A 23,511-nucleotide genomic window follows, 5' to 3' on the forward strand; every position below is an offset into this window, starting at 1 on the left:
AAGGCACCGGCCATCGAGGCGGCGATCTGGCGGATGTCGTAACTACTGGTCATTGGTCTTCTCCCTGTCTGCCGGTCGGTGGACCGGTTATGCCAAGGTCAATGCAGAGCCCGTGCCAATTTGCGTTTTCGCTGATCCGTCAGCCACTTGACGTCAACGAGCGACCGACCGGCGGGATCGAACGGCGAGCGGATTGGGATTCTGCGCCAGCTGTTGGGCCGGCCGGCGAACTTCCTCAACGGGCCGTTAACCAAGCCGGAAAGCAAAGCGGCAATGAGTCAGGGTTAACTGTGTCCTTACCGCATTCGTCGGCCTTCTCGCCGCCGAAGCTTGGTGTGGGGACTTTGAAAATATGAAGAAGCTGATCATTGCAGCGGCCGCGCTGGCCGCAGTCACTGCCGCGACCCCGGCTGCGGCCCAGGCCACCAGCTCGACTCCTCGGGCGACCGCCAATGCGCGCCTGATCAAGCCGCTGACGCTGACCGCGCTGCGCAATCTCGACTTCGGGACCATCGTCATCGGCTCGGCGAGCGTTGCCGACGTCGTCAGCATCAACGCCGCCGGCGTGGTGAGCTGCGGCTCGTCGGGCAACCTCAGCTGCTCGGGCAGCCCGACTTCGGCCGGCTACCGGATCACCGGCACGCAGGGCCAGGTCGTGGTCGTCTCCTCGGCCTCGCCGTCCTACACGCTGACCGGCAGCAACGGCGGCACCCTGGCGTTCACGCCGGTCCTCCCGGCCAACATCACGCTTGGCAACTCGGGTGCGCCGGGTAACGACTTCAGCGTCGGCGGCTCAATCGCGCTTGCGGCCAACCAGCAGGACGGCCTCTACAGCGGCCAGATCGATATTCAGGTCGCCTATCAATAAGAATCGCCGGCTCCGGCTGGTGACCAGAGGAGGGCGGTCCCTTTCGGGGCCGCCCTTTTTCGTGTGCGTGGACGGCGATGCCGGAGACGGTGAAAAGCTGCCTGGCCTGCCGTGGTTAGTTCTTCGTCAACCATCTTGGGTCAGAAACTCCCGGATTGGTGCAATTAACCGCACCGTCTTGGGAGCCCGAACGATCATGACGACCTTCACCCGCCTTGCCCTCCGTGCCGCGCTCGTCGCTCCGCTGATCGCACTGGCGCCGGGCGCTCAGGCCGGGGTCGGCGATCTGCTGGTCGCCCCGACAAGGATCATCCTCGACGGGGGTCGCGGAACCGAGATCATCCTCAACAACATCGGCGAGGAGACCGCCACCTACCGGATCTCCGTCGAACTGCGGCGGATGCGGGCCGACGGCAGCTTCGAGGATGTGACCGCGCCGAGTGCAAACGAGATCGCGGCGCGCGACATGATCGTCTACGCGCCCCGCCGCGTCACCCTTCCGCCGCGCCAGCCGCAGACCATCCGGATCGCCGCCCGCGCGCCTGCCGGTCTCGCCGATGGCGAATATCGCGTGCACCTGCTGTTCCGCGCGGTTCCGCCGCCGCAGGCACCGGTCGCGACCCCGGCCGACTTCAAGGGAATCGGCTTCGCGCTGACCCCCGTCTATGGCGTGACCATCCCGGTCATCGTCCGGCTCGGCAATCTCTCGGCCAAGGCCGGGATCGCCAACGTCGGCAAGACCCAGGTCGATGGAAAGCCCGCGATCGGGCTCGAACTCAGCCGCAGCGGCTCGCGCTCGACCTTCGGCGAGGTGCGGATCGTCAAGGCCGGGATGACCGAACCGCTCGCGGCGCAGAAGGGGATCGCGGTCTACACCGAGCTCGACAAGCGCAGCGTGGCGGTGCCGATCGATGCCAAGTTCGTCGCTCAGGCGACCGGGCCGGTGACGGTGCAATATCTCGAAACGGTCGATGGCGTCACGACCAAGCTCGCCGAGACCAGCACGGTGTTGCGCTAGGCCAGGGGGGCTCGGGGGAGCGGCTTCAAGATGCGGCGCCTGCTGGTGCTCGCGGCGGCGGTGTCGAGTTTCGGCGCCACCGCTTCGGCGCCCGAAGTGCGCGTGCCGTGGAACGCCGACCCCGACAGCCAGTATCTGCTCGACGTCCAGATTCGCCAGAAGATCCTCGGTGAGGGGGTCCGCGCCTACCCGGTTCCGGGTGGAAGCTGCGTCATCCTTGGCGACCTCGCCATCGCCCTAGACCTGCCGATCAAGATCGACCTCAAGGCACGGGTCGCCGAGGGCTGGGCGTTCAAGGAGGAAAACCGACTTCGCATTGACCGGGCGACGGCGACCGTCACCTATGGCAAGCGCAGCGAACGGCTGACCGAGAGCGTCGTTCGCGACGCACCCGACGGCTGGTGCGTCGAGACTGCGGCGCTGTCGCGCTGGCTCGGCCTGACGATGAGCGCTCGGACCGAAGCCTCGGTGCTGCTGCTCGAGCATGAAGAGAAACTTCCTGTCGAACGGGCGATCGAGCGCCGCGAACGTGCAGCGCAGCTGCATCGCGCCAGCCTCGACCTCAGCGGCCTCCCGAAGGTTCGGCTGCCCTACCGCATGTGGCGCAGCCCCAGCGTTGACGTCATGATGGACGCCGGAGTCACCTATTCGGCGGCGACCGGGACCCGGATCGATCACCGAGCTAGCATCATCGCCGCGGGCGAGGCGCTCCAGATGAGCTACGAGGCCCGGGTCGGGACCGACCGGCGCGGCCTTCCCACCAACGTCCGGCTGCGCGCCTATCGTTCGGATCCCGAGGCCGGCCTGCTGGGACCGCTCAAGGCGACCCATGTCGCGTTCGGCGACGTCGAGGGGCTGAGTTCGCCCTCGGTCGGCGCCTCGGGCAGCGGGCGCGGCGCGGTGGTCACCAACCGCCCTTTGCTCCAGGCCGTCGCCTTCGACCGGACGCAGTTCAGCGGCGAACTTTCCGCGGGGTGGGACGCCGAGCTCTATCGCAACGGCGAGCTGGTCGCCTTCGCCCCGGCCGGTTCGGACCAGCGCTACCGCTTCGACGAGGTCGCGCTTCAATATGGTGAGAATCGATTCGAGATCCTCAGCTATGGTCCGCAGGGCCAGGTGCGAAGCCGGATCGAGACCGTCACCGTCGGACCGCAGGCGGTTCCGCCGGGCGAGAGCTGGTACTGGGCCGGCGTGGTCGATCCCGGACGCGACCTCCTCGATTTCCGCCGCGAGCGCGGACCGCCCTCGAACGAGCGCGGACTTCGCGCCGCGGCTTCGTTCGAGCATGGCATCGACCAGCGCACCTCCGTGGCGGCGCTGGTCCAGACGCTGGTCGTCGACGACCAACGCGTGACCTATGTCGAGGGAGCGGTACGGCGCTCAATCGGACCGGCGGTAGCCGAAGTGGCGCTCGCCCGCGACGACACGGGCGGGTTGGCACTGCGCGGGCAGGTCCTCGCCCGGGTCGGCGCGGCGAGCCTGTCCTGGTCGAGCTTCCTCAGCCGGGGCTTTGCCGCGCGCCCCGAAGGGTCGGCCGCCACCGCCGAGCATCGGCTGAGCGTCGACGTTCCGCTGAAACTCTCCGGCGACAGAGTGATTCCGCTGCACGGCGACGTGCGGATGAGCGAGCGGCGTGGCGGCGGGCGCACGATCGAGGCCAACGCCCGGACCAGCGTCACCATCAGCCGCTTCAATCTCGCCGCGCTCGGGCGCTGGCGCCAGACGCGAGCCGGCGAGGGCTTCGCTCCGACCGACGAACTCGAGGCGGGGCTGATCGGGAGCGGGCGGATCGGCCGGGTCCGCGTGCGCGGGACGACAGAATGGCAGATTTCGCCCGAAAGCCGGCTCAAGCGCGCCGAACTGTCCGGCTACTGGAGCCGCGGCGGCAACGCCGATTGGGAAGGCGCGCTCGCCTACGAAAGCATCGACCGGCGGGTTCGCGGCCGGCTGACCCATGTCCGCCGCTTCGACAGCCTGGCGATCGCCGGCACCCTCGAGGCGGCGAGCGACGGATCGGTCGCGGCGGGTCTCAACCTCACCTTCTCGCTCGATCGCGGGCGCGAGGGCTGGCGCTTCAGCCGCCAGTCACTCGCCGGGGCGGGCAGCGTGCGGGCGCAGGTCTTCCGCGACCGCAACGGCAACGGACTCCGCGACGGCGACGAGAAGGTCGAGCAGGGCGCGTTCATCACCGCGGGGCTGAGGCCGGGCGACCGGCCGACGGGCAAGGACGGCTGGGCGTCGGTCGCCGGGCTCGACAATTACCGGGCGGTCGCGATCGGGGTCGACACGGGCTCGCTGAGCGATCCCAACCTGGTGCCGGCAAAGCCCGCGCAGATGGTCGTGCCGCGGCCCGGCGTCTCGGCCGAGGTGCTGATCCCGCTGGTCGGTGGCGGCGCCGTCGAGGGAACTCTGCTCAAGGACGGCGGCGGCGCCTTCCAGGGACTGAACCTGGAGCTTGTCGACGCGGGCGGCCGGGTGGTCGCCAGCGCGACCTCGGACTATGACGGCTACTTCCTGTTCGAGCGCGTCGCCGCAGGACGTTACACGTTGCGGCTGACCGAGATGAGCCGGGTCGCGGCCAAGGCACGGACCGCCGAGGTCAAGGCCGAGGTGGTGCTGAAGGAAGAGCAGGCGGTGCTTCGCCTCGGCTCGTTGACGGTGCAGGCGACCGCCGCGATCGCCGTTAACCAAGAAGTCGTGCCAGACGACTTGCCGAAGATGAGCGCGCTTGTCCCCGAAGGGAAGGCTGATCCATCCTGAAGGTGGTGCGGTCGAGAAGACTCGAACTTCCACGGCCTTTCGGCCACAGCGACCTCAACGCTGCGCGTCTACCAATTCCGCCACGACCGCATTTCCTCGGCCTCCCTGAAGCGGGAGGCCCGTGGTAGGCGCGTGCCTCTAGCAGCGGGATTTCGGCAGCGCAACCACGCATGAACAGTCCCGTTTCGGAGCAAAGGTAAACAGCCCGTTTACCTTTTGCGGGCTCATGCGTAGCCCTGTTGTCCGATGCTGGTTGCCGCTGCCTCGATGGCGCTTGCCGCCTCCTCTCCCGCCGCTCCGGTACCGGTGCGCGCGAGCGTGGACGTGCTGGTGCGGATCGTGGCCGCCGTCGAAGTCCGGAACGGCCGAGCGAGCGAGCGGCATCAGCGCCGCAGGGGCAAGGCCCCCGACGGCTCGGCGCTCACGCTGATCGAATTCGAGTAGCTCAGGCGCCCGCGGGCCCGCTCGCGGTCCGGCGCTCGCAGCGCGGCTGCGGCTGGTCGGGATCACCGAAGTAGAGGTCGAGGCACTCGGCCTCGAGCGGGATGTCGAGCTGCGCGCTGTTGAAGCTGGCGCGGCCGCCGGGCGTCAGGCGCGTGGCGGGCGGCGGGATGGTCCAGCGATAGACGACCTTCTGATCGACGTTGCGAAGCTGCGCGTTGAGCGGCGGTACCTGCTGGACCTCCTCGGTCGGGTTGATGACGAGGCCGCTGACTTCGAGCAGCTGATTGTTGCTCGCCAGCTCCTGCCGGCTCTGCTGCTTGAGCTGGATGAGGAGGGGCGAACTGCCGGCAGCCTCGGCGAGGCCGATGCTGCGCTTGAGGTCGGTCGGGGCCAGGAAGAAGATGGCGGCGGCGATGGCGGCAATCGCCACCAGCACGATCAGCACCACCAGCGGCCAGCGGCGACGCGGCTCGGGATCCTCGTCGCCGACCGCGAACGGGCTGTAGAGATCGTCGGCCTGTGCCCGCGAGGCGCGCAGCGGATGACTGCTGCGCTCTTCGGGGACGACTTCCTCGGGATAGGGCTCGGACGCGGCGGCGGCCTCGGCCGGCATCGTCTGCACCTCGTCCTTCGGTGCTTCGGCGAAGGCTGGAGCGGGCTCGGGCTCGGGCTCGGGCTGCGGCTCGACCCATTCGCTCGCCTGGGGACGGTAATCCTGCTCGGGGAGGGTCTGGCCGTCACTCTCGGTCACGGCGGACCATGCGGCCATGGCGGAAGGCGCTTCGTCTCCGGGTTCTCCGGCAAGCGGCGAGCCGCTCTGCTCTCCGAGCGGAGGACTTTGAAGGGGCTCGGCGCCGAGATCGTCATGCCCCTGCTCGGGAAGCTGCTGCTCGGGCTCGCCGGCGCCGTCCTCGGGATCCTGGTGCCAGCTATGCTTGCATTGGGCGCAGCGCACCGTTCGGCCGCCGACGGGAATGGCTCCGTCCTTGACGACGTAACGGGTTCCGCAGGACGGGCAGGTGAGGATCATTTGGGCCGCTTTCCTTGGGTGTCACGTCAACAAAGACGTGCGTAACCTTTTCGTGAATCCATTGGCAAGGCATAGAGCAGCCTGGGCACGGACAAAGGGGCGGGACGACACTGTCGGCACTGGTCGAATTCGATGGGGTGGGGCTTCGCTACGGGACGGAGGCCGAGGTTCTTCAGGGCCTCGACTTCCGGCTGGAGCGTGGCGGCTTCTATTTCCTGACCGGCCCCTCGGGCGCGGGCAAGACGTCGCTGCTCAAGCTTCTCTATCTCGCCCAGCGCCCCACCCGAGGCCGGATCCGGCTCTTCGGCGAGGAGCTGGCCGATGCCCCGCGCGAGGCGCTTCCGGCGTTCCGGCGGCGGATCGGAGTGGTCTTCCAGGACTTCCGGCTGGTCCGCCACCTGAGCGCCTTCGACAATATCGCGCTCCCGCTTCGCCTGGCGGGTGAGGACGATCGGACGATCGAAGGGCCGGTGCGCGAGATGCTGGCATGGGTCGGGCTTGCCGACCGGGCGAGCGCGCGGCCCCCGACCCTCTCGGGCGGAGAGCAGCAGCGTGTGGCGATCGCGCGTGCGGTTATTGCCCAGCCCGAGCTGCTGGTCGCCGACGAACCAACCGGCAACGTCGATGCCGCCATGGCCAATCGGCTGATCAGTCTGTTCGAGGCGCTCAACCGGCTCGGCACGACGGTGGTGGTCGCGACCCACGACCTATCGCTGATCGCCTCGGTGTCGGGCGCGCGGATGATGCGGCTCGAAGGCGGGCTGTTGTCCGATCCGACCGGCGAGCTCCGCCACCCTCCGACGCGGGGGTATAGGGCATGATGGCCTGGCTGTTCCCGACGCCAGCATTGCGCCGGCTCCTGCCCGACCAGCGACGGCGTCCCGCGCCGTGGATCGTCGGGCTGATGACCTTCGTCAGCCTGATCGTCGGCGCGGCGGGGTTGAGCGTGCTCGGCGCGGTCGACGACCTTCAGACCTCCTCGGCCGGGCGCTGGTCGCTCCAGGTAGCGGGGGGCAAGGCCGACGCCGCCCGGGCTCGACAGATCCTCGCGGCCGCACCCGAGGTGTCAGCCGTCGCCCCGGTGCCCGAGGCCGAGGTGCGGGCGACGCTGCGCAGCTGGCTTGGCCCGGCGGCGGACACGATGGACCTGCCGCTACCCGCGCTTGCCGACGTCAGCCTGCGCGAGGGTGCGAAAGGCGAGGCGCTGGCGCTGCGGCTGCAGTCGGCGGTGCCCTCGGCCCGACTGACGCCCTACGCGCAGGAACTTGGCCCCCTGCTCGGAAGCCTGCGCGGGCTGAGCCTGCTGGTTCTCGGCCTGCTGGTGGTGCTCGCCGTGGCGCTTGCCGCGGCCGTGACCCTGTCGGCACGCGCCACGCTCGAATCCAACCGGGCCACGCTCGACGTGTTTCACGGCATCGGCGCGACGGAGGCGCAATTGCTCGGGCTGGTGCAGCGGCGGATCGCGCTCGACGCCCTTGCCGGTGGAGTCGCGGGCGGGGTTGCGGCGGCGCTGGTGCTGGCACTGGCCCTCGTTCCGGCGCGCAGCTTCCTCGGGCAGATCGGGCCGGGCGGCCTCTTGTCGGCTCGCGACCTGCTGATCCTCGCCCTGCTCCCAGTGATCCAGGCGCTGTTCGCGACGCTGGTTGCCAGACGGGCCCTTCGGCAGGCATTGGCGCAGAGCCTATGATCGTCCGCCTCTCCGCCCTCGGGCTGCTGCTCTATGTCCTTGGCTTCGCGCTTTTCGCAGTGTCGCTGGCGACCCCCGCGGGGGCCGGCAAGACCGACGCGGTGGTGGTCCTGACCGGCGGCAAGGGGCGGATCGAGCGCGGCATCGAACTGATGCGCGACAAGGAGGCCAAACGGATGCTGATCTCGGGCGCGGACCCGAGCGTCACGCGCGGCGACCTCGCCCGGCGCCTCGGCCCCAAGTCGCGGCCGATCCTGCGCTGCTGCGTCGATCTCGGGTCGGAATCGGTCGACACGCGGAGCAATGCCGAGGAGACGCGGCGCTGGATGGAGCAGCAGGGCTATTCGTCGCTCCGGCTGGTGACGAGCGACTGGCACATGCGCCGCGCTTCCTACGAATTCCACCAGGACCTGCCCGAGGCGACGATCATCGAGGATGCGGTGGCGACCCGTCCTAGCCTGTTCATGCTGTTCGCAGAGTATAACAAGTATCTGCTGCGCCGGGCGGCGCTGTGGCTCGATATCTAAGGACGGATCCTTGCTCTCGGTTGTGCGCAGCGCGCTCTATTTCCTCATCTTCTACCCCGGCACGGTCTTCTACTGCATCGCCGCGCTGATCGCCGCCCGCTTCGGCGAGGGACCGATCCGGCGGGTGATCCACGGCTGGGCAAGCTTCCACCATCTGCTGGTGACGAAGCTCCTCGGGATCCGCTTCGAGCTCGAGGGGACGATCCCCGCCGGGCCGGTACTGATCGCGGTCAAGCACCAGGCGATGGTCGAGACGATCGAGGTGTTGCTGCTGGTCGACACGCCGGTGGTGGTGATGAAGCAGCAATATGTGAACACTCCGCTGCTCGGCGCGACGATGAAGAGCTTCGGGGTAATCGGTGTCGACCGCGAGGCCGGGGCGAGCGCTCTCAGGGCAATGATGCAGCGCGGCAAGCAGGCGATCGCCGAGGGGCGGCCGGTGGTGATCTTCCCCGAGGGCACGCGTGTGCCCGTCGGCGAGACTCCCGAGCTCCGGCCGGGCTTCGCCGGCCTCTACCGGGCACTCGGCCTGCCGGTGGTCCCGCTGGCGCATGACAGCGGTCGCATCTGGCCCAAGGGCCTCGTCAAGCGGCCGGGGGTCATCCGCCTCAAGGTCGGCGAGACGATCCCCGCCGGGCTCAAGCGCGGCGAGATCGAGGAACGGGTTCACCGCGCGATCAACGCGCTGGAACGCTAGGTCCGGAGCCGCGCCCCGACCTTCGCCGCGGCCGCCACGATCCTGTTTGACAGAGCGGTGAGGTCGGCCTCGGTCAGCGTCTTCTCGTTCGGCTGCAGCGTGACCTCGAGCGCGAGGCTGAGATCGCCCTCCGCCGGCTGGTAGCGATCGAACAGGCGGACGTCGGCGATCAGCGCCTTGTCGGCGCCGCGCACCGCCCGGACGAGGTCGCCCGCGGCAAGCGCCTCGGGAACGACGAAGGCGAAGTCGCGGGTGACCGGCTGGAGCGTGGGAGGCGCGAAGGCGACGCGCGCCCGGCCCTTGTTCCGCGCTGCGGGAATGGCGTCGAGGAACAGCTCGGCGACCTGGGTTGCGGGCGGCAGGTCGAAAGCCTTGGCGAGGGTCGGGTGGAGCTCTCCGAAGCGGGCAAGCTCCGCCTTGCCGAGGCGCAGCGTGGCCGAGCGCCCGGGATGGAAGGACGCGCCCGCCCCGGCACCCAATTGGAGATTGGCGGTAGGGGCACCACCCTCGGCAAGCAGGGCGAGCACTTCCGCCTTGACGTCATAGGGCGAGAAGGCGCGGGCCTTGCCGCTCTGCCAGTCACGCGGCGCCGCGTCGCCGGTCAGCAGCAGCGCGAGCGTCGGGCGCTCGGCGTCGACGAGGTAGCGCCGGCCAAGCTCGAACAGGCGGATCGAGCCGACCCCGCGGGCAAGGTTGCGCGCCGCGGCGCGGGCAAGACCCGGCAGGAGCGAGGGGCGCATGACCTTCATCTCCTCGCTGATCGGGTTGGCGAGAACACGGGCGCCGCCACCGAAGGCGTCGGCATCGGCCTCGGAGATGAAGCTCCAGGTCACCGCCTCGTGCGCGCCACGGGCGGCGGCAAGTCGGCGGAGCCGGCGCTCGAGCCGCTGCGCAGGGAGCGCCACCGCATGGGCGACGCCGGGCTCGCGCGGAAGCGGGTCAGAGGGAAGGCGGTCGAGGCCGACGACCCGCGCGACCTCCTCGACGAGGTCGGCCTCGCCGTCAATATCGGGGCGCCAGCCGGGAACGATCCACGACTGACCGCCCGCGGCCTTGAAGCCGAGCCGCTCGAGGATGGCGGCCTGCTCGCCGGGGGCGACATACATTCCCGACAGAGCGGCGACGCGCTCGGGGCGGAGGGTGACCTGGCGCGGCTCGATGACCTCGCTCCAGCCAGGCGTGGTGGCGAGGGTCACCGACGACGCCTCGCCGCCGCAAAGCTGCTGGATCATCGCGGTCGCGGCATCGATCGAGGCATCGAGTTCGTGCGGGTCGACCCCGCGCTCGAAGCGGGCACGGGCGTCGGTGTGGACCTGGTGGCGCTGGCCGGTGCGGGCGATCGCGACCGGGTCGAACCAGGCGCATTCGAGCAGCACGTCGGTGGTGCCTTCGGTGACCCCGCTCGAGCTTCCGCCGACCACCCCGCCGAGGCCGAGAAGCCCGCTGTCGTCGGCGATCACGCAGTCGTCCGGGACGACTTCGTAGGAGCGGTCGTTGAGCGCGTCGAAACGCTCGCCCTCGCGGCCATGACGAACGGTGATGCCACCCTTGAGCAGCGCGGCGTCATAGACGTGGAGCGGCCGCGCGCGGTCGATCGAGAAGAAGTTGGTGACGTCGACCAGCGCCGAGATCGGGCGCAGGCCGACCGCGCGGAGCCGCTTCTGCAGCCAATCGGGCGAGGGGCCGTTGCGCACGCCGCGGACGAGCCGGCCGGCGAAGGCGGCGCAGCCGCTGCCGTCCTCGATCGCGATCGGCACCGGATTGTCGAAGCCCGCCGCGATGCCGGTCGACGGCAGCGGCCTCAGCGTCCCGATCCCGGCGGCGGCGAGGTCGCGGGCGATCCCGCGCACCCCGAAGCAGTCGGGACGGTTGGGGGTGACGGCGATGTCGAACAAGGGATCGGCAAGCCCGGCATAGTCGGCGAAGCGCTCGCCGACCGGGGCGTCGGCGGGAAGCTCGATGATCCCGTCATGACCCTCGCCCAGCTCGAGCTCGCGCTCGGAGCACATCATGCCGTTCGATTCGACGCCGCGGATGGCGGCGACCTTGAGGCTGAAGCTCGAGCCGGGGACGTAGGCGCCCGGAGGCCCGAACACGCCCTTCATGCCCGCGCGGGCATTGGGCGCACCGCAGACCACCTGGAGCGGGCCGTTGCCGGCATTGACCTGAAGCACCTGCAATTTGTCGGCCTGCGGGTGGCGCTCGGCGGTCAGCACCTCGGCGACCACGAAGGGCGCCAGCTTCTCGGCCGGATCGTCGACGCTTTCGACCTCCAGCCCGAGGCTGGTCAGCTTGTCGGCGATCTGCTCGACCGAGGCGTCGGTTTCGAGATGCTCGCGCAGCCAGGACAGGGTGAACTTCATGCGCCCACTCCCGCGCTCAAGGTGGGTACGGAGAGCGCGCCGAAGCCGTAGTGGCGGAGCCAGCGAAGGTCGCCGTCGAAGAATTGGCGAAGGTCGTTCATGCCGTATTTGAGCATCGCCAGCCGGTCGATCCCGGTGCCGAAGGCGAAGCCCTGCCACTCGTCGGGATCGAGCCCGGCGGCGGCGATGACCCGCGGGTGGACCATCCCCGAGCCGAGCACTTCCATCCAGCCTTCGGATCCGCCGACCACGCGGCGGCCGTTTTCCATCGACCAGCCGACATCGACCTCGGCCGAGGGCTCGGTGAAGGGGAAGTAGGAGGGACGCAGCCGGATCGCGATGTCGTCACGCTCGAAGAAGGCCTTGAGGAAGGTCTCGAGCGTCCACTTGAGATTGGCCATCGTGATCCCGCGGTCGATCACCAGCCCCTCGATCTGGTGGAACATCGGGGTGTGGGTCGCGTCGCTGTCCGAGCGGTAGACCCGTCCCGGCGCGATGATCCGCAGCGGCGCGCCATGCTGCTGCATCGCGCGGATCTGGACCGGCGAGGTGTGGGTGCGCAGGACGTTGGTCTCGCCTTCCTTCTCGGGCGCAAGATAGAAGGTGTCGTGCATCGCCCGCGCCGGATGCGTCTCGGGCATGTTGAGCGCGGTGAAATTGTACCAGTCGCTCTCGATTTCGGGACCCTCGGCGACCGCGAAGCCGAGGTCGGCGAAGATCTCGGCGAGCTCGTCCATCACCTGGCTGACCGGGTGGATCGAGCCGACCGGCATGTCGGCCGCGGGAAGCGAGAGGTCGAGCCGCTCGGTGGCGAGCTTGCGCTCGAGCTCGGCACTCTCCAACGCGGCCTTGCGGGCTTCGATCGCCGCGGCAACTTCGGCGCGCTGGCTCTGGATCTCGGGCCCACGCTGCTGCCGCTCGTCTGGCGTCATGCCGCCGAGGGTCTTGAGAAGCGCGGTCACCCAGCCGTTCTTGCCGAGCGCGGAAACCCGCTCCGCGTCGAGAGCGGCAAGGTCGGTCACGGCGGCGATGCGGTCGAGGGTCGCTTGAAGGTCGGACATGGCGGCGGCGTGTAGCGGCTGGCCGCTTTTGCGTCACCCCTGCGGCTCAGGCGACGAAGGGGTAGGGCGAGATCGACTTGCGATGTTCGTGGACGGCGAGCTTGTGGCCGGCCGGCGGGGTCGCGCGATAGGCGCAGTCGAGCCGCGGGCAGATCGAGCAGGCGGGCCCGACCGGGGTCACCGGCGCGCGCTCGAGGTCGATCCCTTCGGCGCAGTGGAGGCGATGGGCGTGAGCGATGTCGCAGCCGATGCCGATCGCCAGCAGCCCGCCCGACAGCTCAGTCTTGATCGGCCGCTCGATCGTCCGGGCGACGGTGAAGTAGCGGTGGCCGTCCGGGGTCTCGATCAACTGGGTGACTACCTGGCCGGCGGCCTGGAAGGCGGCATGGAGGTTCCACCGCGGGCAGGTCCCGCCGAAACGCGAAAAGGGGAAGCGCTCCCCGGCATAGCGCTTGGAGACATTTCCGGCCGGGTCGATCCGAAGCATGAAGAAGGGAATGCCCCGGGCGCCCTGACGGCCGAGGGTGGTGAAGCGGTGCGACACCTGCTCGACGTTGGCACCGAACTCGGCGCACAACCGGTCGATCGACCAGCGATAGCGCTCGGCAGCGGCGAGGAAGGTGCCGTAGGGCATCATGATCGCCCCCGCCGCATAGTTGGCGAGGCTCATGTGGAGCAGGTGGCGGGTGCCGCTGTCGGGCGGCCGCGCGGCTTCGAGCAGCCGGGCGATGATCGGGTGAAATTCGAGCAGCGAGAGCTGATAGGCGATTCCGAAGGTCTTGTTCTCGGGCCGGAGCAGCGAGGACAGCTGAAGCAGCCGGCGCTGCGGGTCGTAGGCCTGGCTTGCGCCCTGCAGCTCTTCGGGTCCGACCACCCGGACCTCGACCCCATAGGCTTCCTTGAGGCGCCGACGCAGCGGCTCGGCCACCGACAGCGGGTCGCCGAGCGCGCCGCCAAGCGTTTCCGCGCCTTCCTCGAGGTCGGGAAAGTGGTTGCGGCACGACTGGATGTAATCGCGGACCCAGGTCTCGGGCGTTATCAGCGCGCGTTCGGCGCCTTCCGCCCCGTCGATCCCGGCGGGCGTGCGGCGCAACTCTCGAAGCGCGGTGTAGAGCCTGGTGACGCCTTCGGCGACGGCCGGGCTGTTGTCGGCCAGCTCGACGATCTCCTGCCGGCTGATCTGCAGGTCGCCGAACATTCCGTCGGAGAAGACCTCGGACAATTGTTCGGCCGATCCCTGCTCGCCGCCCTCGGCGGCGAACTGGCGGATGTCGAGCTCGAACGCCTGCGCGAGGCGGAGCAGGACTCCGGCGGTGACCGGCCGCTGGTTGCGTTCCAGATGGTTGAGATAGCTCGGAGAAATGCCGAGCAGCCCGGCCATGGCGGTCTGCTGAAGCCCGCGGTCGCGGCGCAGTCGCTTGAGCCGGGCACCAAGGAACAGCTTTGTCTTCATGGCTGGAAATTGTCGCCGTCGCGACAGAAACACAAGTCACAACTTGACTGCTCCGCCTCTTTCGCCGGTGCCATCCCGCTCCTCGGCTGTTTTGGGGGCAGCAAGGAAGGCCGGCGACCCCGGTCTCCCGCCTCATATGGGAGCAGGACATGGGACAGCGCTATTGGGTGATCGGCGGCGAGTATCGCGATTGCGCCTTCGCCGAAATCGAGCCGGGCACGGAGCGGATCAGCGGTCCCTTCGGGGATGAGCTCAAGGCACGGATGGAATGGCAGCGGCTGACCTTCCGCGATCATTGCGGCGCGACCGAACGCTTCACGATCGCGATCGAGCCGAGCGCCATTCGCGTCTGACAACTTTTTCCAAAATCACCAAGAAGGAAGCCCAAGCCTTGTCCTACCAGTCACAGATTTCCACGGCCGCGCAGCTGATTGCCGGAATCGGCGACCCCTGGCGCGGGATCGACGCGGAAGCGGTGGCCCGGATGCGGCTCCAGAATCGCTTCCAGTGCGGGCTCGACATCGCCCGCTACACCGCCGGCATCATGCGCCAGGACATGGCCGCCTATGACTCCGACCCGGCCGCCTACACCCAGTCGCTCGGCTGCTGGCACGGCTTCATCGCCCAGCAGAAGATGATCGCGGTGAAGAAGCATTTCGGCACCACCAAGGGCCGTTACCTCTATCTGTCCGGGTGGATGATCGCCGCGCTGCGCAGTGAATTCGGCCCGCTTCCCGACCAGTCGATGCACGAGAAGACCAGCGTTCCCGCGCTGATCGAGGAGATCTACACCTTCCTCCGCCAGGCCGACTCGCGCGAGCTGAGCCTGCTCTTCCGCGACCTCGACAAGGCGCGCGAGGGCGGCAACGAGGTCGAGGAGAAGCGGCTGCTCAACGCGATCGAGAACCACGAAACCCATGTCGTGCCGATCATCGCCGACATCGACGCGGGCTTCGGCAACGCCGAGGCGACCTACCTTCTCGCCAAGAAGATGATCGAGGCGGGTGCCTGCGCGCTGCAGATCGAGAACCAGGTCTCCGACGAGAAGCAGTGCGGGCACCAGGACGGCAAGGTCACCGTCCCGCACGAGGACTTCCTCGCCAAGATCCGCGCCTGCCGCTACGCCTTCCTCGAGCTCGGGGTCGACGACGGGATCATCGTCGCGCGGACCGACAGCCTCGGCGCGGGCCTGACCAAGCAGATCGCCTTCAGCCGCGAGCCCGGCGACCTCGGGGACCAGTATAACGGCTTTCTCGACTGCGAGGAGATCGAGGATGTCGGCCAAGCCAATGGCGATGTCATCATCAATCGCGGGGGCAAGCTGCTCCGGCCAAGGCGGCTGCCGTCCAACCTCTACCAGTTCCGCCCCGGCACCGGCGAGGACCGCTGCGTCCTCGACTGCATCACCTCGCTCGAGAATGGCGCCGACCTCATCTGGATCGAGACCGAGAAGCCGCACATCGAACAGATCGCGGGCATGGTCGACCGCATCCGCGAAAAGGTGCCCACCGCCAAGCTCGCCTACAACAATAGCCCGTCGTTCAACTGGACGCTGAACTTCCGCCAGCAGGTCTATGACGCCTGGGCCGCCGATGGCCGCGACGTCGGCGCCTACGACCGCGCAAGGCTGATGAGCGCCGACTATGATTCGACCGAGCTCGGGATCGAGGCGGACGAGCGGATCCGCACCTTCCAGCGCGACGCGGCGAAGCGGGCGGGCATCTTCCACCACCTCATCACGCTTCCGACCTATCACACGGCGGCGCTGTCGACCGACAATCTCGCGCGTGAGTATTTCGGCGAGGCGGGGATGCTCGGCTACGTCAGGAACGTGCAGCGCGAGGAGATTCGCCAGGGCATCGCCTGCGTGAAGCACCAGAACATGTCGGGCAGCGACATCGGCGACGACCACAAGGAATATTTCGCCGGCGAGGCGGCCTTGAAGGCGGGCGGCGCGCACAACACGATGAACCAGTTCGCGGCCTGAGCCTCCGACACTCGGCACGATGGCGGTCCGGAAGACGATTTCGGGCCGCCACCTTCGCCGCTCAACAGGGAAGACCGCGCCACCATGGATGCCCCCACCGCCCCCGTCGGCGTTTCCGTCGACCCCGTCCTCGCTGCCTTCGTCGAGGAGGAAGTGCTTCCGGGTCTCGGCCTTGACCGCGCCGACTTCTGGCGTGGCACCGACCGGATCTTCGCCGAGTTCGCGCCGCGCAACCGGGCGCTGCTCGCCACACGCGACGCGCTCCAGGAGCAGATCGACGACTGGCACCAGCAACGCCGCGGCAAGCCGGTCGATGCGGATGGATATCGGACCTTTCTGCGCGAAATCGGCTACCTCGTGCCCGAGCCGGCGCCCTTCTCCATCGGCACCCGCGACCTCGACGACGAGATTGCGACCATGGCCGGACCGCAGCTGGTGGTGCCGATCCTCAACGCGCGCTTCCTCTTGAACGCGGCGAATGCGCGCTGGGGGAGCCTCTACGACGCGCTCTACGGGACCGACGCGCTCGGCTCGCTGCCGCCGGCCGGGCCCTATGACAAGGCACGCGGGGCCGAGGTGGTCGCCCGCGCCCGCCGCTTCCTCGACGAGACGCTGCCCGGCTGGAAAGGCGCACTGGACGGCGGCGAGCATCCCGACCTCGTCGCACGCGACGGGGGCAGGCTGCTGTTCCGTCACCATGGGCTGCACGTCGAGGTGGTGGTCGACCGCGCCTCGCCGATCGGTCGCGACGACCCGCTCGGCATCGCCGACGTCATTCTCGAAAGCGCGCTGACGACCATCTGCGACCTCGAGGATTCGGTCGCGGCGATCGATGCCGAAGACAAGGTCGCGGCCTATCGCAACTGGCTCGGGCTGATGCGCGGCGACCTCGGCGCCAGCTTCGACAAGGGCGGACGGACGGTCGAGCGGACCTTGAACCCGGACCGGCAGGTCGGCGACACGACGCTGCCGGGACGGAGCCTGCTGCTGGTCCGCAACGTCGGCCACCTCATGACCAACCCGGCGGTCATGTTGGCGGACGGGTCGGAGGCGCCCGAGGGCATCCTCGACGCCATCCTCACCAGCCTGATCGCGCTCCACGACCTCAGGGGTCGCGGACGCTTCCGCAACAGCCGCGCCGGCTCGATCTACATCGTCAAACCCAAGATGCACGGGCCCGAGGAAGCCGCCTTCACCAACGACCTGTTCGACGCGGTCGAGGATCTGCTCGGGCTCGACCGCCACACGATCAAGGTCGGGGTCATGGACGAGGAACGGCGCACCTCGGCCAATCTCGCCGCGACCATCCATGCGGTGCGCGACCGGATCATGTTCATCAACACCGGCTTCCTCGACCGGACGGGCGACGAGCTCCACACCTCGATGCGGGCCGGGGCGATGGTCCGCAAGGCGGCGATGAAGGAGAGCCGCTGGATCGCCGCCTATGAGGCGCGCAACGTGGCGATCGGGCTTGCCTGCGGGATGGGCGGCCGGGCGCAGATCGGCAAGGGCATGTGGGCCGCGCCCGATCGCATGGCGGACATGCTCGAGCAGAAGGTCGGGCATCCCCGAAGCGGGGCCAACACTGCGTGGGTGCCGAGCCCGACCGCGGCGACGCTCCACGCGATGCACTATCATGCGGTCGACGTGTTCGCCCGGCAGCAGGAGCTGGCATCCCAGCCAACGCCGGGGCTCGACGCCTTGCTGGCCATTCCGCTCGCCGAGGGCGCCAACTGGTCGGACGAGGAGGTCCGTTCCGAGCTCGACAACAATGCCCAGGGCATCCTCGGCTATGTGGTGCGCTGGATCGACCAGGGGGTCGGCTGCTCCAAGGTCCCCGACATCCACGACGTCGGGCTGATGGAGGATCGCGCGACGCTCCGCATCAGCTCGCAGCACCTCGCCAACTGGCTGCTCCACGGGGTCTGCACGAAGGAGCAGGTCGAGGATGCGCTGCTGCGGATGGCGGCGAAGGTCGATGCGCAGAACGCGGGCGATCCGCTTTACCGGCCCATGGCAAGCGATCCCGAGGGCAGTCTCGCCTATCGGGCTGCTCGTGCCCTGGTGTTCGAGGGGCTCGATCAGCCCAACGGCTATACAGAGCCGCTGCTTCACGATTATCGTCGCCGCGTGAAGGAGCGCGATGGAGTGGCCTGAACTCGACCCTGCGCGCGATGCAGGAACCTGGACCGTGCTGCATCTGGCCAGCCAGATGCTCGGCAAGATCAGGGTCGCGCACGCGGACTGGGTCAATCACGGCTGGCATGTCGCGCTCCAGCCTGGCGCCAACGGGCTGATGATGCTCCCGGTCGCGGCGGCTGGCGGACGCTTTTCGCTCTCGCTCGACCTGTGCGACCACTGCATCCACCTTCTCGTCAGCGACGGTCGCAGCGATCGCTTGCCGCTCGCCCAGCCGAGCATAGCCCGCCTCCATCGCGAACTGGTCGCGATGCTCGACCGCCACGGCCTTCCGAGCCGCTTTCACGGCCGGCCCAACGAGCTGCCGGACGCGTTGCCGTTCGCCTCCGACGAGCGCCCGGCAGCCTATCGCGAGGAAAGCGCGGTCCGCCTGCGCGAGGCGCTTCGCCACGTCGTGCCCGTGTTCGAAACCTTCCGCGCCGGCTTCGCGGGCAAGGTCAGCCCGGTCCATTTCTGGTGGGGCAGTTTCGACCTTGCGGTGACCCGCTTCTCGGGCCGCAGCGCGCCCGCCCATCCTGGCGGCGTTCCCGGACTTCCCGACCGCATCACCCGCGAGGCCTACAGTCACGAGGTGTCGAGCGCGGGCTTCTGGCCGGGCGGAGCGTTTGGGGCCGACCCGATCTTCTACAGCTACGCCTATCCCTCGCCCGAGGGCTTCGCCGACGTGGCCGTCACGCATGGCGCGTTCGACCAGACGTTGGGCGAGTTCGTTCTTCCCTATGCCGACGTGCGCATCGCGGACGATCCCGCGGCCACCCTGCTGGCGTTCCTGCACGAAACCTACGCCGCCGCGGCCGACCTCGCGCATTGGGACCGGGCCGCGCTCGAGCGCGAGGTCGTCGCACCCTAGCGACGAAAAAGGGCGCCCCGGTTGCCCGGAGCGCCCCAATCCGTTCACCGAAGCGACGTGCTTACGCGGCGGTCTGGACCGAGCGGTCGCCGTCGTTCGGAAGCGCGCTCTTGGCCTGCGCGATCAGCGCCGAGAAAGCGGCGCCTTCGTGCATGGCCATGTCGGCCAGGACCTTGCGGTCGAGGTCGATGCCGGTGAGCTTCAGCGCGTGCATGAACTGACCGTAGGTCAGGTTCTCGGCGCGGACAGCGGCGTTGATGCGCTGGATCCACAGTGCGCGGAAGCTCCGCTTCTTCACCTTGCGGTCGCGGTAGGCGTACTGCCCGGCCTTCTCGACCGCCTGGCGGGCGATGCGGATCGTGTTCTTGCGGCGGCCGTAATAGCCCTTCGCTTGCTCAAGGATGCGCTTGTGCTTGGCGCGGGTGGTTACACCCCTTTTGACGCGTGCCATCTGTCAGAACTCCTTAGCGAAGACCGTAGGGGGCCCAGAGCTTCACCCGCGCCGTATCGGCGTCGGCGAGAACATCGGTGCCGCGGTTCTGGCGGATGTACTTGGCGTTGTGGCTGATCAGCCGGTGGCGCTTGCCAGCGACTCCATGCTTCACCTTGCCAGTGGCGGTGAGCTTGAAGCGCTTCTTGACGCCGCTCTTCGTCTTGAGCTTGGGCATTTTCGTCTCCTGTGTAGCCCGCGAACGGGCGACGTTCCTCACCTGACACGGCAGCCCTCACTGGCCGGCCCGGTGGTTTTTCCAACGATCTGGAAAGCAGGGGCCCCTAGCGGGGAGTCGCTCCCTTGGCAAGGTCACCAGGGAACGGGCTGCCCCTGATAGTCGAGGAAGACGCCGGTATCGGCCGACGTGAGGCGCTCGATCACCTTCATCATCCCCGAGATACTTTCTTCGGGAGTGACCGGGGCGCTTGCTCCACCCATCCGGGTCTGGACCCAGCCCGGGTGAAGCATGGCGGTCGCGACCTTCGGATGGGCGAGGGCAAGGACCTGCCAGGCCATGTTGAGCGCGGTCTTGCTCGAGCGATAGGCGAGGAAGCCGCCCGAGCTGTTGTCGGCGAGCGACCCCATCCGGGTCGAGACGACCACCAGCTTGCCATTCGCGGCCTCGATCTCCGGCAGCAGGGCCTTGGCCAGGAGATAGGGCGCGACGGTGTTGACCGCGAAGGTGTCGAGCCATTCGGCGGCCTCGTCCGCATTGCCGGCATCGCGCGGGCCGTAGGTGCCGGCGTTGGCGATGAGGAGGTCGAGCGGCCGGCCGGCGCGGACGGCGCTGACCGCGGCGTGATCGCTCATGTCGAGGGTGCGGACCTCTGCGCCGAGGCCGTCGAGCTCGGGCGAATGCTCACGCACGGTGGCGATCACGTCCCAGCCGGCGGCGCGATACTGACGGACGAACTCGAGCCCGAGGCCGCGGTTGGCGCCGGTGACGAAGAGGGTAGGCATGGAAGCTCTGCTTTCTGATGGTGTGAACCGTGGCACGCGCAACGCAGGGCGGACGCAAAGCGCCTGACCTTTGTTCCGTGTCGGACCCGCTGGCTGCGGTGAGGGGTTTGGAGTAGAAGGGTCTCGTCTTCGTCAACCACGAAGGGAGGCCGACATGAGTGCGGACGAGCGTCACTACAGCGCGGAGCAGGTGACCGGAGCACGCCAGGAAGGGGTGGTGCGTTGGGTACTGGTGATCTCGCTACTGCTGGTCGTCGTCGCGATGTCGGCGGTGTGGATCGTGCCGGCCATTACCAGCTGAGCCTCGCGCGGTTCGTCGCCGCGCAATCGGGTGTCTACGAGATGGCGCTGGCCGAACTTCGGGCTGGCAAGAAGCAGACCCACTGGATGTGGTTCGTGCTTCCGCAGCTGCGCGGGCTCGGCCACAGCATGATGGCCGACCGCTACGGCCTTGAGGACCTTGGCGAGGCACGGGCCTATCTGGCCCACCCGGTGCTCGGCGAGCGCCTGCTCGAGAGCGTCACCGCACTGCTCTGCCATTCCGGACGGCGAAGCGCGGCCGAAGTGCTCGGCGTGATCGATGGGATGAAGCTGCAGAGCTGCCTCACCCTCTTCGAGGCGGCGGGCGGCGGGCCCCTGTTCGCCGACGCCCTCGACGCCTTCTACGCTGGCGAGCGCGAACGGCGAACGTTGGCGATGCTCTGAGGCGTCGCTCCGCAGCGGAGTCGTCCGCCCTTGCCTTGACGACCGGTTCGGCGCTGTAAGGGGCGCTCATGATCGCCTACCCCCACCTTCCGGCTGCGCCGCTGCCGATGTCGCGTCCGGCCCGGCTGGTGAAGCACGGCTTCGTGCGCTGGTTCGATCGCGGCGGATGGTCGGTCGAGGGTTTCCTCCCGCTGCCCGACAAGGCGGTGGTGATGGGCGGGCCGCACACCAGCAACTGGGACTTCCTGGTGTTCGTCGGCGCGATGGAGCGGATGGGCGTGCAGGCGAGCTATATCGGCAAGGCCAGCCTGTTCCGCTTCGGCCCGATGGCGCGCTTCATGCGCGGGCTCGGCGGGATCCCGGTCGAGCGCGGGATGAAGAACGATCTTGTCGCGCAGGTCTCGGACCGACTTCGGGCGGCGGACAGGATGCTCCTGGTGATCGCACCCGAAGGCACCCGCGAGGCGACCACCGAGTGGCGGATGGGCTTCTACCGGATCGCGCTCGCCGCCGGGGTGCCGATCGTTCCCGGCGGCCCCGACTATGGCCGCAAGGCCGCGGTATTCGGCACGCCGATCTGGCCGACCGGCGATCCGGAGAAGGATCTCAAGCCTGCCTGGGAATTCTTCCGCTCGCTCACCCCGCTTCATCCGGACAAGGTCCTTTTCCCGGATGGCACCGGCATGGACGGTCGGCCAAGGGCCATGTAACCCCGGTTCGAACCATCGAAGGAATAGCTGATGCGCCGCTTGTTCGCCGCCCTTCTCGCCCTGACGCTCAGCGCACCTGCGGTCGCTTCGCTTCCCGTCGGCGCCGCCGCGCCCGACTTCACGACCATGGGGGCGCTCAACGGCAAGCCCTTCCGGCTCAACCTCAAGGAGCAACTGAAGAGCGGCCCGCTCGTGCTCTATTTCTATCCCAAGGCCTTTACCGAGGGCTGCACGCTCGAGGCCAAGGCGTTCAGCGACGCGATGCCCGAATTTCGCAAGGCCGGAGCCCGGGTGGTCGGGCTGAGCGCCGACAATCTCGACACGCTCAAGAAGTTCAGCGTCGAGGCCTGCCGCGGGGCCTTCCCGGTGGCGACCGCCTCGCCGGCGCTGATCAAGGCCTATGACGTCAAGCTGCCAGTGGTGTCGATGAGCAACCGCACCAGCTATGTCATTGGCCGCGACGGCCGGGTGGTCTATGTCCACAGCCAGCTGAGCTGGAAGGAGCATGTCGCCAAGACCCTCGCGGCGGTGCAGGCGCTCAAGCGCTAGGCGAGCGCCGGCTCACTCGCGCGGCTTCTCCAACTCGCGGGTGACTTCCTCGCGGATGGTGGCCTGCTGCGCGTTGGCGCGGGCGTAGGGCTGGACCATGTAGAGGCCCTTGAGGAAGCCGAGGTCCCAGGCGGTGAGGCTCGCCGGATTCTCCGAATCGGGCGCGCTGTCGAGGACCCCGAGGATGGTCGGGGCGCCGCCCGCCGCCGCACGGCTCGGCTGCGCTCCGGTGAAGGCGCGCATCGCGGCGTAATCGGCCACCTGGGTCGCCGACAGGCCCTCGAGTGCGCGCCGCTCGATGATCACCACCGCGGCGACGAACACCGGGCGCATCGAGATGCTGGTCCGCGAGGCGACGATCGGGCTGACCAGTTCGTAGCGGCGCTCCTCGGCATTCCACGCCACCGCCTGGCCGCTGCGATCGCGGCGGCCGACATTGTGCCAGGCGATCGCCGGACCTTTCTCGTTCGGGATCTCGGCGGCCTGACCGACCGCATCCTCGAACCAGACGGGATAGCGGCGGCGGAAGGCGCGCATCATCTCGGCCTTGTCGTCGGCGAACATGACGAGGGCGTTGGGCCGGCAGTTCTCGCTCGGGGCGACCGCGATCCCGCCGCCCGCCGCCACCCGCCGCATCCGCCGGGTGATGGCGAGGTCGAGCGCCGGGGTGAGGCCGACGGCACGCGGACAGATGGTCTCGGAGAAGCGCGCCAGCGGCAGGTTGTCGCTCGGCAGCGAGAGGCTCTTGACGAAGCTGCTCACCGCCTGCCGCTTCAGCCGCTTGGCCTGGACGGTGACCTCCTGCTCGTCGGCGTCCGGCGGAGGCAGGGCCGCCGCAGGCTGAGCGGTCGACAGGGTGGCGGCGAGGAGGATGCTCAACATGGCCGCCAACCTAGCCCGCCAACGACTCGCCGAAAGCTCCATTCGACCAAGCGCCGGCCGCGCTCCACCGGCGGCGCCTGTCGCCGAGGGAGCCCTTGCCACCGCTCGACGTTGCAGTCCCTGAGAAGAAACGGGAGCAGCAGCATGGCCAAGGGTCAGATGAAGTCGAACAAAGAAACACGGAAGCCCAAGAAGGAGGTCAAGAAGACGATCGCCGCCAACCCTTCGGCCAAGGGGACGTCGAAGCGCGACGATTGAGCCGGCGGCC

The 23,511-nt window shown here is 68.6% G+C and carries 24 protein-coding genes and 1 tRNA gene; 16 read left to right on the plus strand and 9 right to left on the minus strand.

All coding sequences use genetic code 11. The features are described 5' to 3' along the window. Positions 1-352 precede the first annotated feature (352 nt). From ABD727_RS00785 to ABD727_RS00795, 3 genes are all read left to right on the plus strand, one after another. The gene (locus ABD727_RS00785; protein WP_344705487.1) at positions 353-868 is read left to right on the plus strand and encodes a DUF4402 domain-containing protein; all 516 of its coding nucleotides are present in this window, start codon (positions 353-355) and stop codon (positions 866-868) included. A 196-nt stretch (positions 869-1,064) separates the two neighbouring features. Next, the gene (locus ABD727_RS00790) at positions 1,065-1,886 is read left to right on the plus strand and encodes a fimbrial biogenesis chaperone (RefSeq protein ID WP_344705488.1); all 822 of its coding nucleotides are present in this window, start codon (positions 1,065-1,067) and stop codon (positions 1,884-1,886) included. Between the two features lie 30 nt (positions 1,887-1,916). Beyond that, positions 1,917-4,646 carry an MSCRAMM family protein gene (locus tag ABD727_RS00795; RefSeq protein WP_344705489.1) on the plus strand — a complete coding sequence of 910 codons (2,730 nt, stop codon included), beginning with the start codon at positions 1,917-1,919 and terminating at the stop codon, positions 4,644-4,646. A 3-nt stretch (positions 4,647-4,649) separates the two neighbouring features. Here ABD727_RS00795 and ABD727_RS00800 read toward each other — a convergent pair. Then, positions 4,650-4,736, minus strand: a tRNA-Leu gene (locus ABD727_RS00800). 156 nt (positions 4,737-4,892) lie between these two features. Here ABD727_RS00800 and ABD727_RS00805 point away from each other — a divergent pair. Beyond that, positions 4,893-5,090, plus strand: a complete 198-nt coding sequence (locus ABD727_RS00805) for a hypothetical protein (protein ID WP_344705491.1) — start codon at positions 4,893-4,895, stop codon at positions 5,088-5,090. Position 5,091: 1 nt separating this feature from the next. Here the strand turns inward: ABD727_RS00805 and ABD727_RS00810 are convergent, their stop codons facing one another. After that, positions 5,092-6,120: a zinc-ribbon domain-containing protein gene (locus tag ABD727_RS00810; RefSeq protein WP_344705492.1), complete on the minus strand. Its 1,029-nt coding sequence runs from the start codon at positions 6,118-6,120 to the stop codon at positions 5,092-5,094. 110 nt (positions 6,121-6,230) lie between these two features. On the opposite strand from ABD727_RS00810, the gene ftsE reads away from it, so the two are divergent. The 4 genes from ftsE to ABD727_RS00830 are packed head-to-tail and all read left to right on the plus strand — an operon-like array spanning position 6,231 to position 9,031. Beyond that, entirely contained in the window at positions 6,231-6,941 is a 711-nt protein-coding gene (gene ftsE / locus ABD727_RS00815) for a cell division ATP-binding protein FtsE (RefSeq protein ID WP_344707995.1), read from the plus strand. Beyond that, on the plus strand, positions 6,938-7,807 hold the full coding sequence (locus ABD727_RS00820) for a cell division FtsX domain-containing protein (RefSeq protein ID WP_344705493.1): 870 nt from the start codon (positions 6,938-6,940) through the stop codon (positions 7,805-7,807). Before ftsE ends, ABD727_RS00820 begins: the two co-directional genes overlap by 4 nt. Next, positions 7,804-8,334 (plus strand): YdcF family protein, encoded by a 531-nt coding sequence (locus ABD727_RS00825; protein WP_344705494.1) that lies wholly within the window; start codon positions 7,804-7,806, stop codon positions 8,332-8,334. The genes ABD727_RS00820 and ABD727_RS00825 overlap by 4 nt, the downstream gene beginning before the upstream one ends. A 10-nt stretch (positions 8,335-8,344) precedes the next feature. Beyond that, on the plus strand, positions 8,345-9,031 hold the full coding sequence (locus ABD727_RS00830) for a lysophospholipid acyltransferase family protein (protein WP_344705495.1): 687 nt from the start codon (positions 8,345-8,347) through the stop codon (positions 9,029-9,031). On the opposite strand, the gene pheT is transcribed toward ABD727_RS00830, so the two are convergent. Genes pheT through ABD727_RS00845 form a run of 3 tightly spaced genes read right to left on the minus strand, consistent with a single transcriptional unit; the run spans position 9,028 to position 13,908 of the window. Then, positions 9,028-11,394, minus strand: coding sequence for a phenylalanine--tRNA ligase subunit beta (gene pheT, locus ABD727_RS00835; RefSeq protein ID WP_344705496.1), 2,367 nt, complete (start codon positions 11,392-11,394; stop codon positions 9,028-9,030). The genes ABD727_RS00830 and pheT overlap by 4 nt on opposite strands. Further along, on the minus strand, positions 11,391-12,455 hold the full coding sequence (pheS, locus tag ABD727_RS00840; RefSeq protein WP_344705497.1) for a phenylalanine--tRNA ligase subunit alpha: 1,065 nt from the start codon (positions 12,453-12,455) through the stop codon (positions 11,391-11,393). Before pheS ends, pheT begins: the two co-directional genes overlap by 4 nt. Positions 12,456-12,501: 46 nt before the next feature. Continuing rightward, positions 12,502-13,908, minus strand: coding sequence for a helix-turn-helix domain-containing protein (locus tag ABD727_RS00845; RefSeq protein WP_344705498.1), 1,407 nt, complete (start codon positions 13,906-13,908; stop codon positions 12,502-12,504). Positions 13,909-14,057: 149 nt separating this feature from the next. Here ABD727_RS00845 and ABD727_RS00850 point away from each other — a divergent pair, with 149 nt between their 5' ends. From ABD727_RS00850 to ABD727_RS00865, 4 genes are all read left to right on the plus strand, one after another. Further along, complete coding sequence (locus ABD727_RS00850; protein WP_344705499.1) at positions 14,058-14,261, plus strand: DUF4170 domain-containing protein; 204 nt, start codon at positions 14,058-14,060, stop codon at positions 14,259-14,261. A gap of 38 nt (positions 14,262-14,299) precedes the next feature. Next, positions 14,300-15,895 carry an isocitrate lyase gene (locus ABD727_RS00855; protein ID WP_344705500.1) on the plus strand — a complete coding sequence of 532 codons (1,596 nt, stop codon included), beginning with the start codon at positions 14,300-14,302 and terminating at the stop codon, positions 15,893-15,895. Positions 15,896-15,979: 84 nt separating this feature from the next. Further along, positions 15,980-18,052, plus strand: coding sequence for a malate synthase G (locus tag ABD727_RS00860; protein WP_344705501.1), 2,073 nt, complete (start codon positions 15,980-15,982; stop codon positions 18,050-18,052). Then, entirely contained in the window at positions 18,039-18,944 is a 906-nt protein-coding gene (locus tag ABD727_RS00865) for a DUF5996 family protein (protein WP_344705502.1), read from the plus strand. The genes ABD727_RS00860 and ABD727_RS00865 overlap by 14 nt, the downstream gene beginning before the upstream one ends. Positions 18,945-19,005: 61 nt before the next feature. Here the strand turns inward: ABD727_RS00865 and rplT are convergent, their stop codons facing one another. The 3 genes from rplT to ABD727_RS00880 form a co-directional block, all read right to left on the minus strand. Then, positions 19,006-19,395: a 50S ribosomal protein L20 gene (gene rplT / locus ABD727_RS00870; protein WP_344705503.1), complete on the minus strand. Its 390-nt coding sequence runs from the start codon at positions 19,393-19,395 to the stop codon at positions 19,006-19,008. Between the two features lie 13 nt (positions 19,396-19,408). Continuing rightward, on the minus strand, positions 19,409-19,612 hold the full coding sequence (gene rpmI, locus ABD727_RS00875; RefSeq protein WP_315726525.1) for a 50S ribosomal protein L35: 204 nt from the start codon (positions 19,610-19,612) through the stop codon (positions 19,409-19,411). Between the two features lie 134 nt (positions 19,613-19,746). Then, the gene (locus ABD727_RS00880; protein WP_344705504.1) at positions 19,747-20,397 is read right to left on the minus strand and encodes an SDR family oxidoreductase; all 651 of its coding nucleotides are present in this window, start codon (positions 20,395-20,397) and stop codon (positions 19,747-19,749) included. A gap of 154 nt (positions 20,398-20,551) precedes the next feature. Between ABD727_RS00880 and ABD727_RS00885 the strand changes: the two genes are divergently transcribed. The 4 genes from ABD727_RS00885 to ABD727_RS00900 all read left to right on the plus strand — a co-directional run bounded on the left by ABD727_RS00885 (position 20,552) and on the right by ABD727_RS00900 (position 22,361). Beyond that, positions 20,552-20,698, plus strand: a complete 147-nt coding sequence (locus ABD727_RS00885) for a hypothetical protein (RefSeq protein WP_344705505.1) — start codon at positions 20,552-20,554, stop codon at positions 20,696-20,698. After that, positions 20,671-21,102: a DUF1810 domain-containing protein gene (locus ABD727_RS00890; protein ID WP_344705506.1), complete on the plus strand. Its 432-nt coding sequence runs from the start codon at positions 20,671-20,673 to the stop codon at positions 21,100-21,102. The genes ABD727_RS00885 and ABD727_RS00890 overlap by 28 nt, the downstream gene beginning before the upstream one ends. 68 nt (positions 21,103-21,170) lie before the next feature. Then, on the plus strand, positions 21,171-21,812 hold the full coding sequence (locus tag ABD727_RS00895) for a 1-acyl-sn-glycerol-3-phosphate acyltransferase (RefSeq protein WP_344705507.1): 642 nt from the start codon (positions 21,171-21,173) through the stop codon (positions 21,810-21,812). Between the two features lie 30 nt (positions 21,813-21,842). Continuing rightward, on the plus strand, positions 21,843-22,361 hold the full coding sequence (locus ABD727_RS00900; protein ID WP_344705508.1) for a peroxiredoxin: 519 nt from the start codon (positions 21,843-21,845) through the stop codon (positions 22,359-22,361). 12 nt (positions 22,362-22,373) lie between these two features. On the opposite strand, the gene ABD727_RS00905 is transcribed toward ABD727_RS00900, so the two are convergent. Next, positions 22,374-23,243 (minus strand): hypothetical protein, encoded by an 870-nt coding sequence (locus tag ABD727_RS00905; RefSeq protein ID WP_344705509.1) that lies wholly within the window; start codon positions 23,241-23,243, stop codon positions 22,374-22,376. Positions 23,244-23,511: the final 268 nt, after the last annotated feature.

This window comes from Sphingomonas swuensis (genome assembly GCF_039538045.1).
In the GTDB taxonomy this organism is placed as follows: domain Bacteria; phylum Pseudomonadota; class Alphaproteobacteria; order Sphingomonadales; family Sphingomonadaceae; genus Sphingomicrobium; species Sphingomicrobium swuense.

Coding starts and splice junctions, on each gene's coding strand:
- ABD727_RS00785 (WP_344705487.1), top strand. CDS start 353: ATGAAGAAGCTGATCATTGCAGCGGCCGCGCTGGCCGCAGTCACTGCC.
- ABD727_RS00790 (WP_344705488.1), top strand. CDS start 1,065: ATGACGACCTTCACCCGCCTTGCCCTCCGTGCCGCGCTCGTCGCTCCG.
- ABD727_RS00795 (WP_344705489.1), top strand. CDS start 1,917: ATGCGGCGCCTGCTGGTGCTCGCGGCGGCGGTGTCGAGTTTCGGCGCC.
- ABD727_RS00805 (WP_344705491.1), top strand. CDS start 4,893: ATGCTGGTTGCCGCTGCCTCGATGGCGCTTGCCGCCTCCTCTCCCGCC.
- ABD727_RS00810 (WP_344705492.1), bottom strand. CDS start 6,120: ATGATCCTCACCTGCCCGTCCTGCGGAACCCGTTACGTCGTCAAGGAC.
- ABD727_RS00820 (WP_344705493.1), top strand. CDS start 6,938: ATGATGGCCTGGCTGTTCCCGACGCCAGCATTGCGCCGGCTCCTGCCC.
- ABD727_RS00825 (WP_344705494.1), top strand. CDS start 7,804: ATGATCGTCCGCCTCTCCGCCCTCGGGCTGCTGCTCTATGTCCTTGGC.
- pheT (WP_344705496.1), bottom strand. CDS start 11,394: ATGAAGTTCACCCTGTCCTGGCTGCGCGAGCATCTCGAAACCGACGCC.
- pheS (WP_344705497.1), bottom strand. CDS start 12,455: ATGTCCGACCTTCAAGCGACCCTCGACCGCATCGCCGCCGTGACCGAC.
- ABD727_RS00845 (WP_344705498.1), bottom strand. CDS start 13,908: ATGAAGACAAAGCTGTTCCTTGGTGCCCGGCTCAAGCGACTGCGCCGC.
- ABD727_RS00850 (WP_344705499.1), top strand. CDS start 14,058: ATGGGACAGCGCTATTGGGTGATCGGCGGCGAGTATCGCGATTGCGCC.
- ABD727_RS00860 (WP_344705501.1), top strand. CDS start 15,980: ATGGATGCCCCCACCGCCCCCGTCGGCGTTTCCGTCGACCCCGTCCTC.
- ABD727_RS00865 (WP_344705502.1), top strand. CDS start 18,039: ATGGAGTGGCCTGAACTCGACCCTGCGCGCGATGCAGGAACCTGGACC.
- rplT (WP_344705503.1), bottom strand. CDS start 19,395: ATGGCACGCGTCAAAAGGGGTGTAACCACCCGCGCCAAGCACAAGCGC.
- rpmI (WP_315726525.1), bottom strand. CDS start 19,612: ATGCCCAAGCTCAAGACGAAGAGCGGCGTCAAGAAGCGCTTCAAGCTC.
- ABD727_RS00880 (WP_344705504.1), bottom strand. CDS start 20,397: ATGCCTACCCTCTTCGTCACCGGCGCCAACCGCGGCCTCGGGCTCGAG.
- ABD727_RS00885 (WP_344705505.1), top strand. CDS start 20,552: ATGAGTGCGGACGAGCGTCACTACAGCGCGGAGCAGGTGACCGGAGCA.
- ABD727_RS00895 (WP_344705507.1), top strand. CDS start 21,171: ATGATCGCCTACCCCCACCTTCCGGCTGCGCCGCTGCCGATGTCGCGT.
- ABD727_RS00900 (WP_344705508.1), top strand. CDS start 21,843: ATGCGCCGCTTGTTCGCCGCCCTTCTCGCCCTGACGCTCAGCGCACCT.
- ABD727_RS00905 (WP_344705509.1), bottom strand. CDS start 23,243: ATGTTGAGCATCCTCCTCGCCGCCACCCTGTCGACCGCTCAGCCTGCG.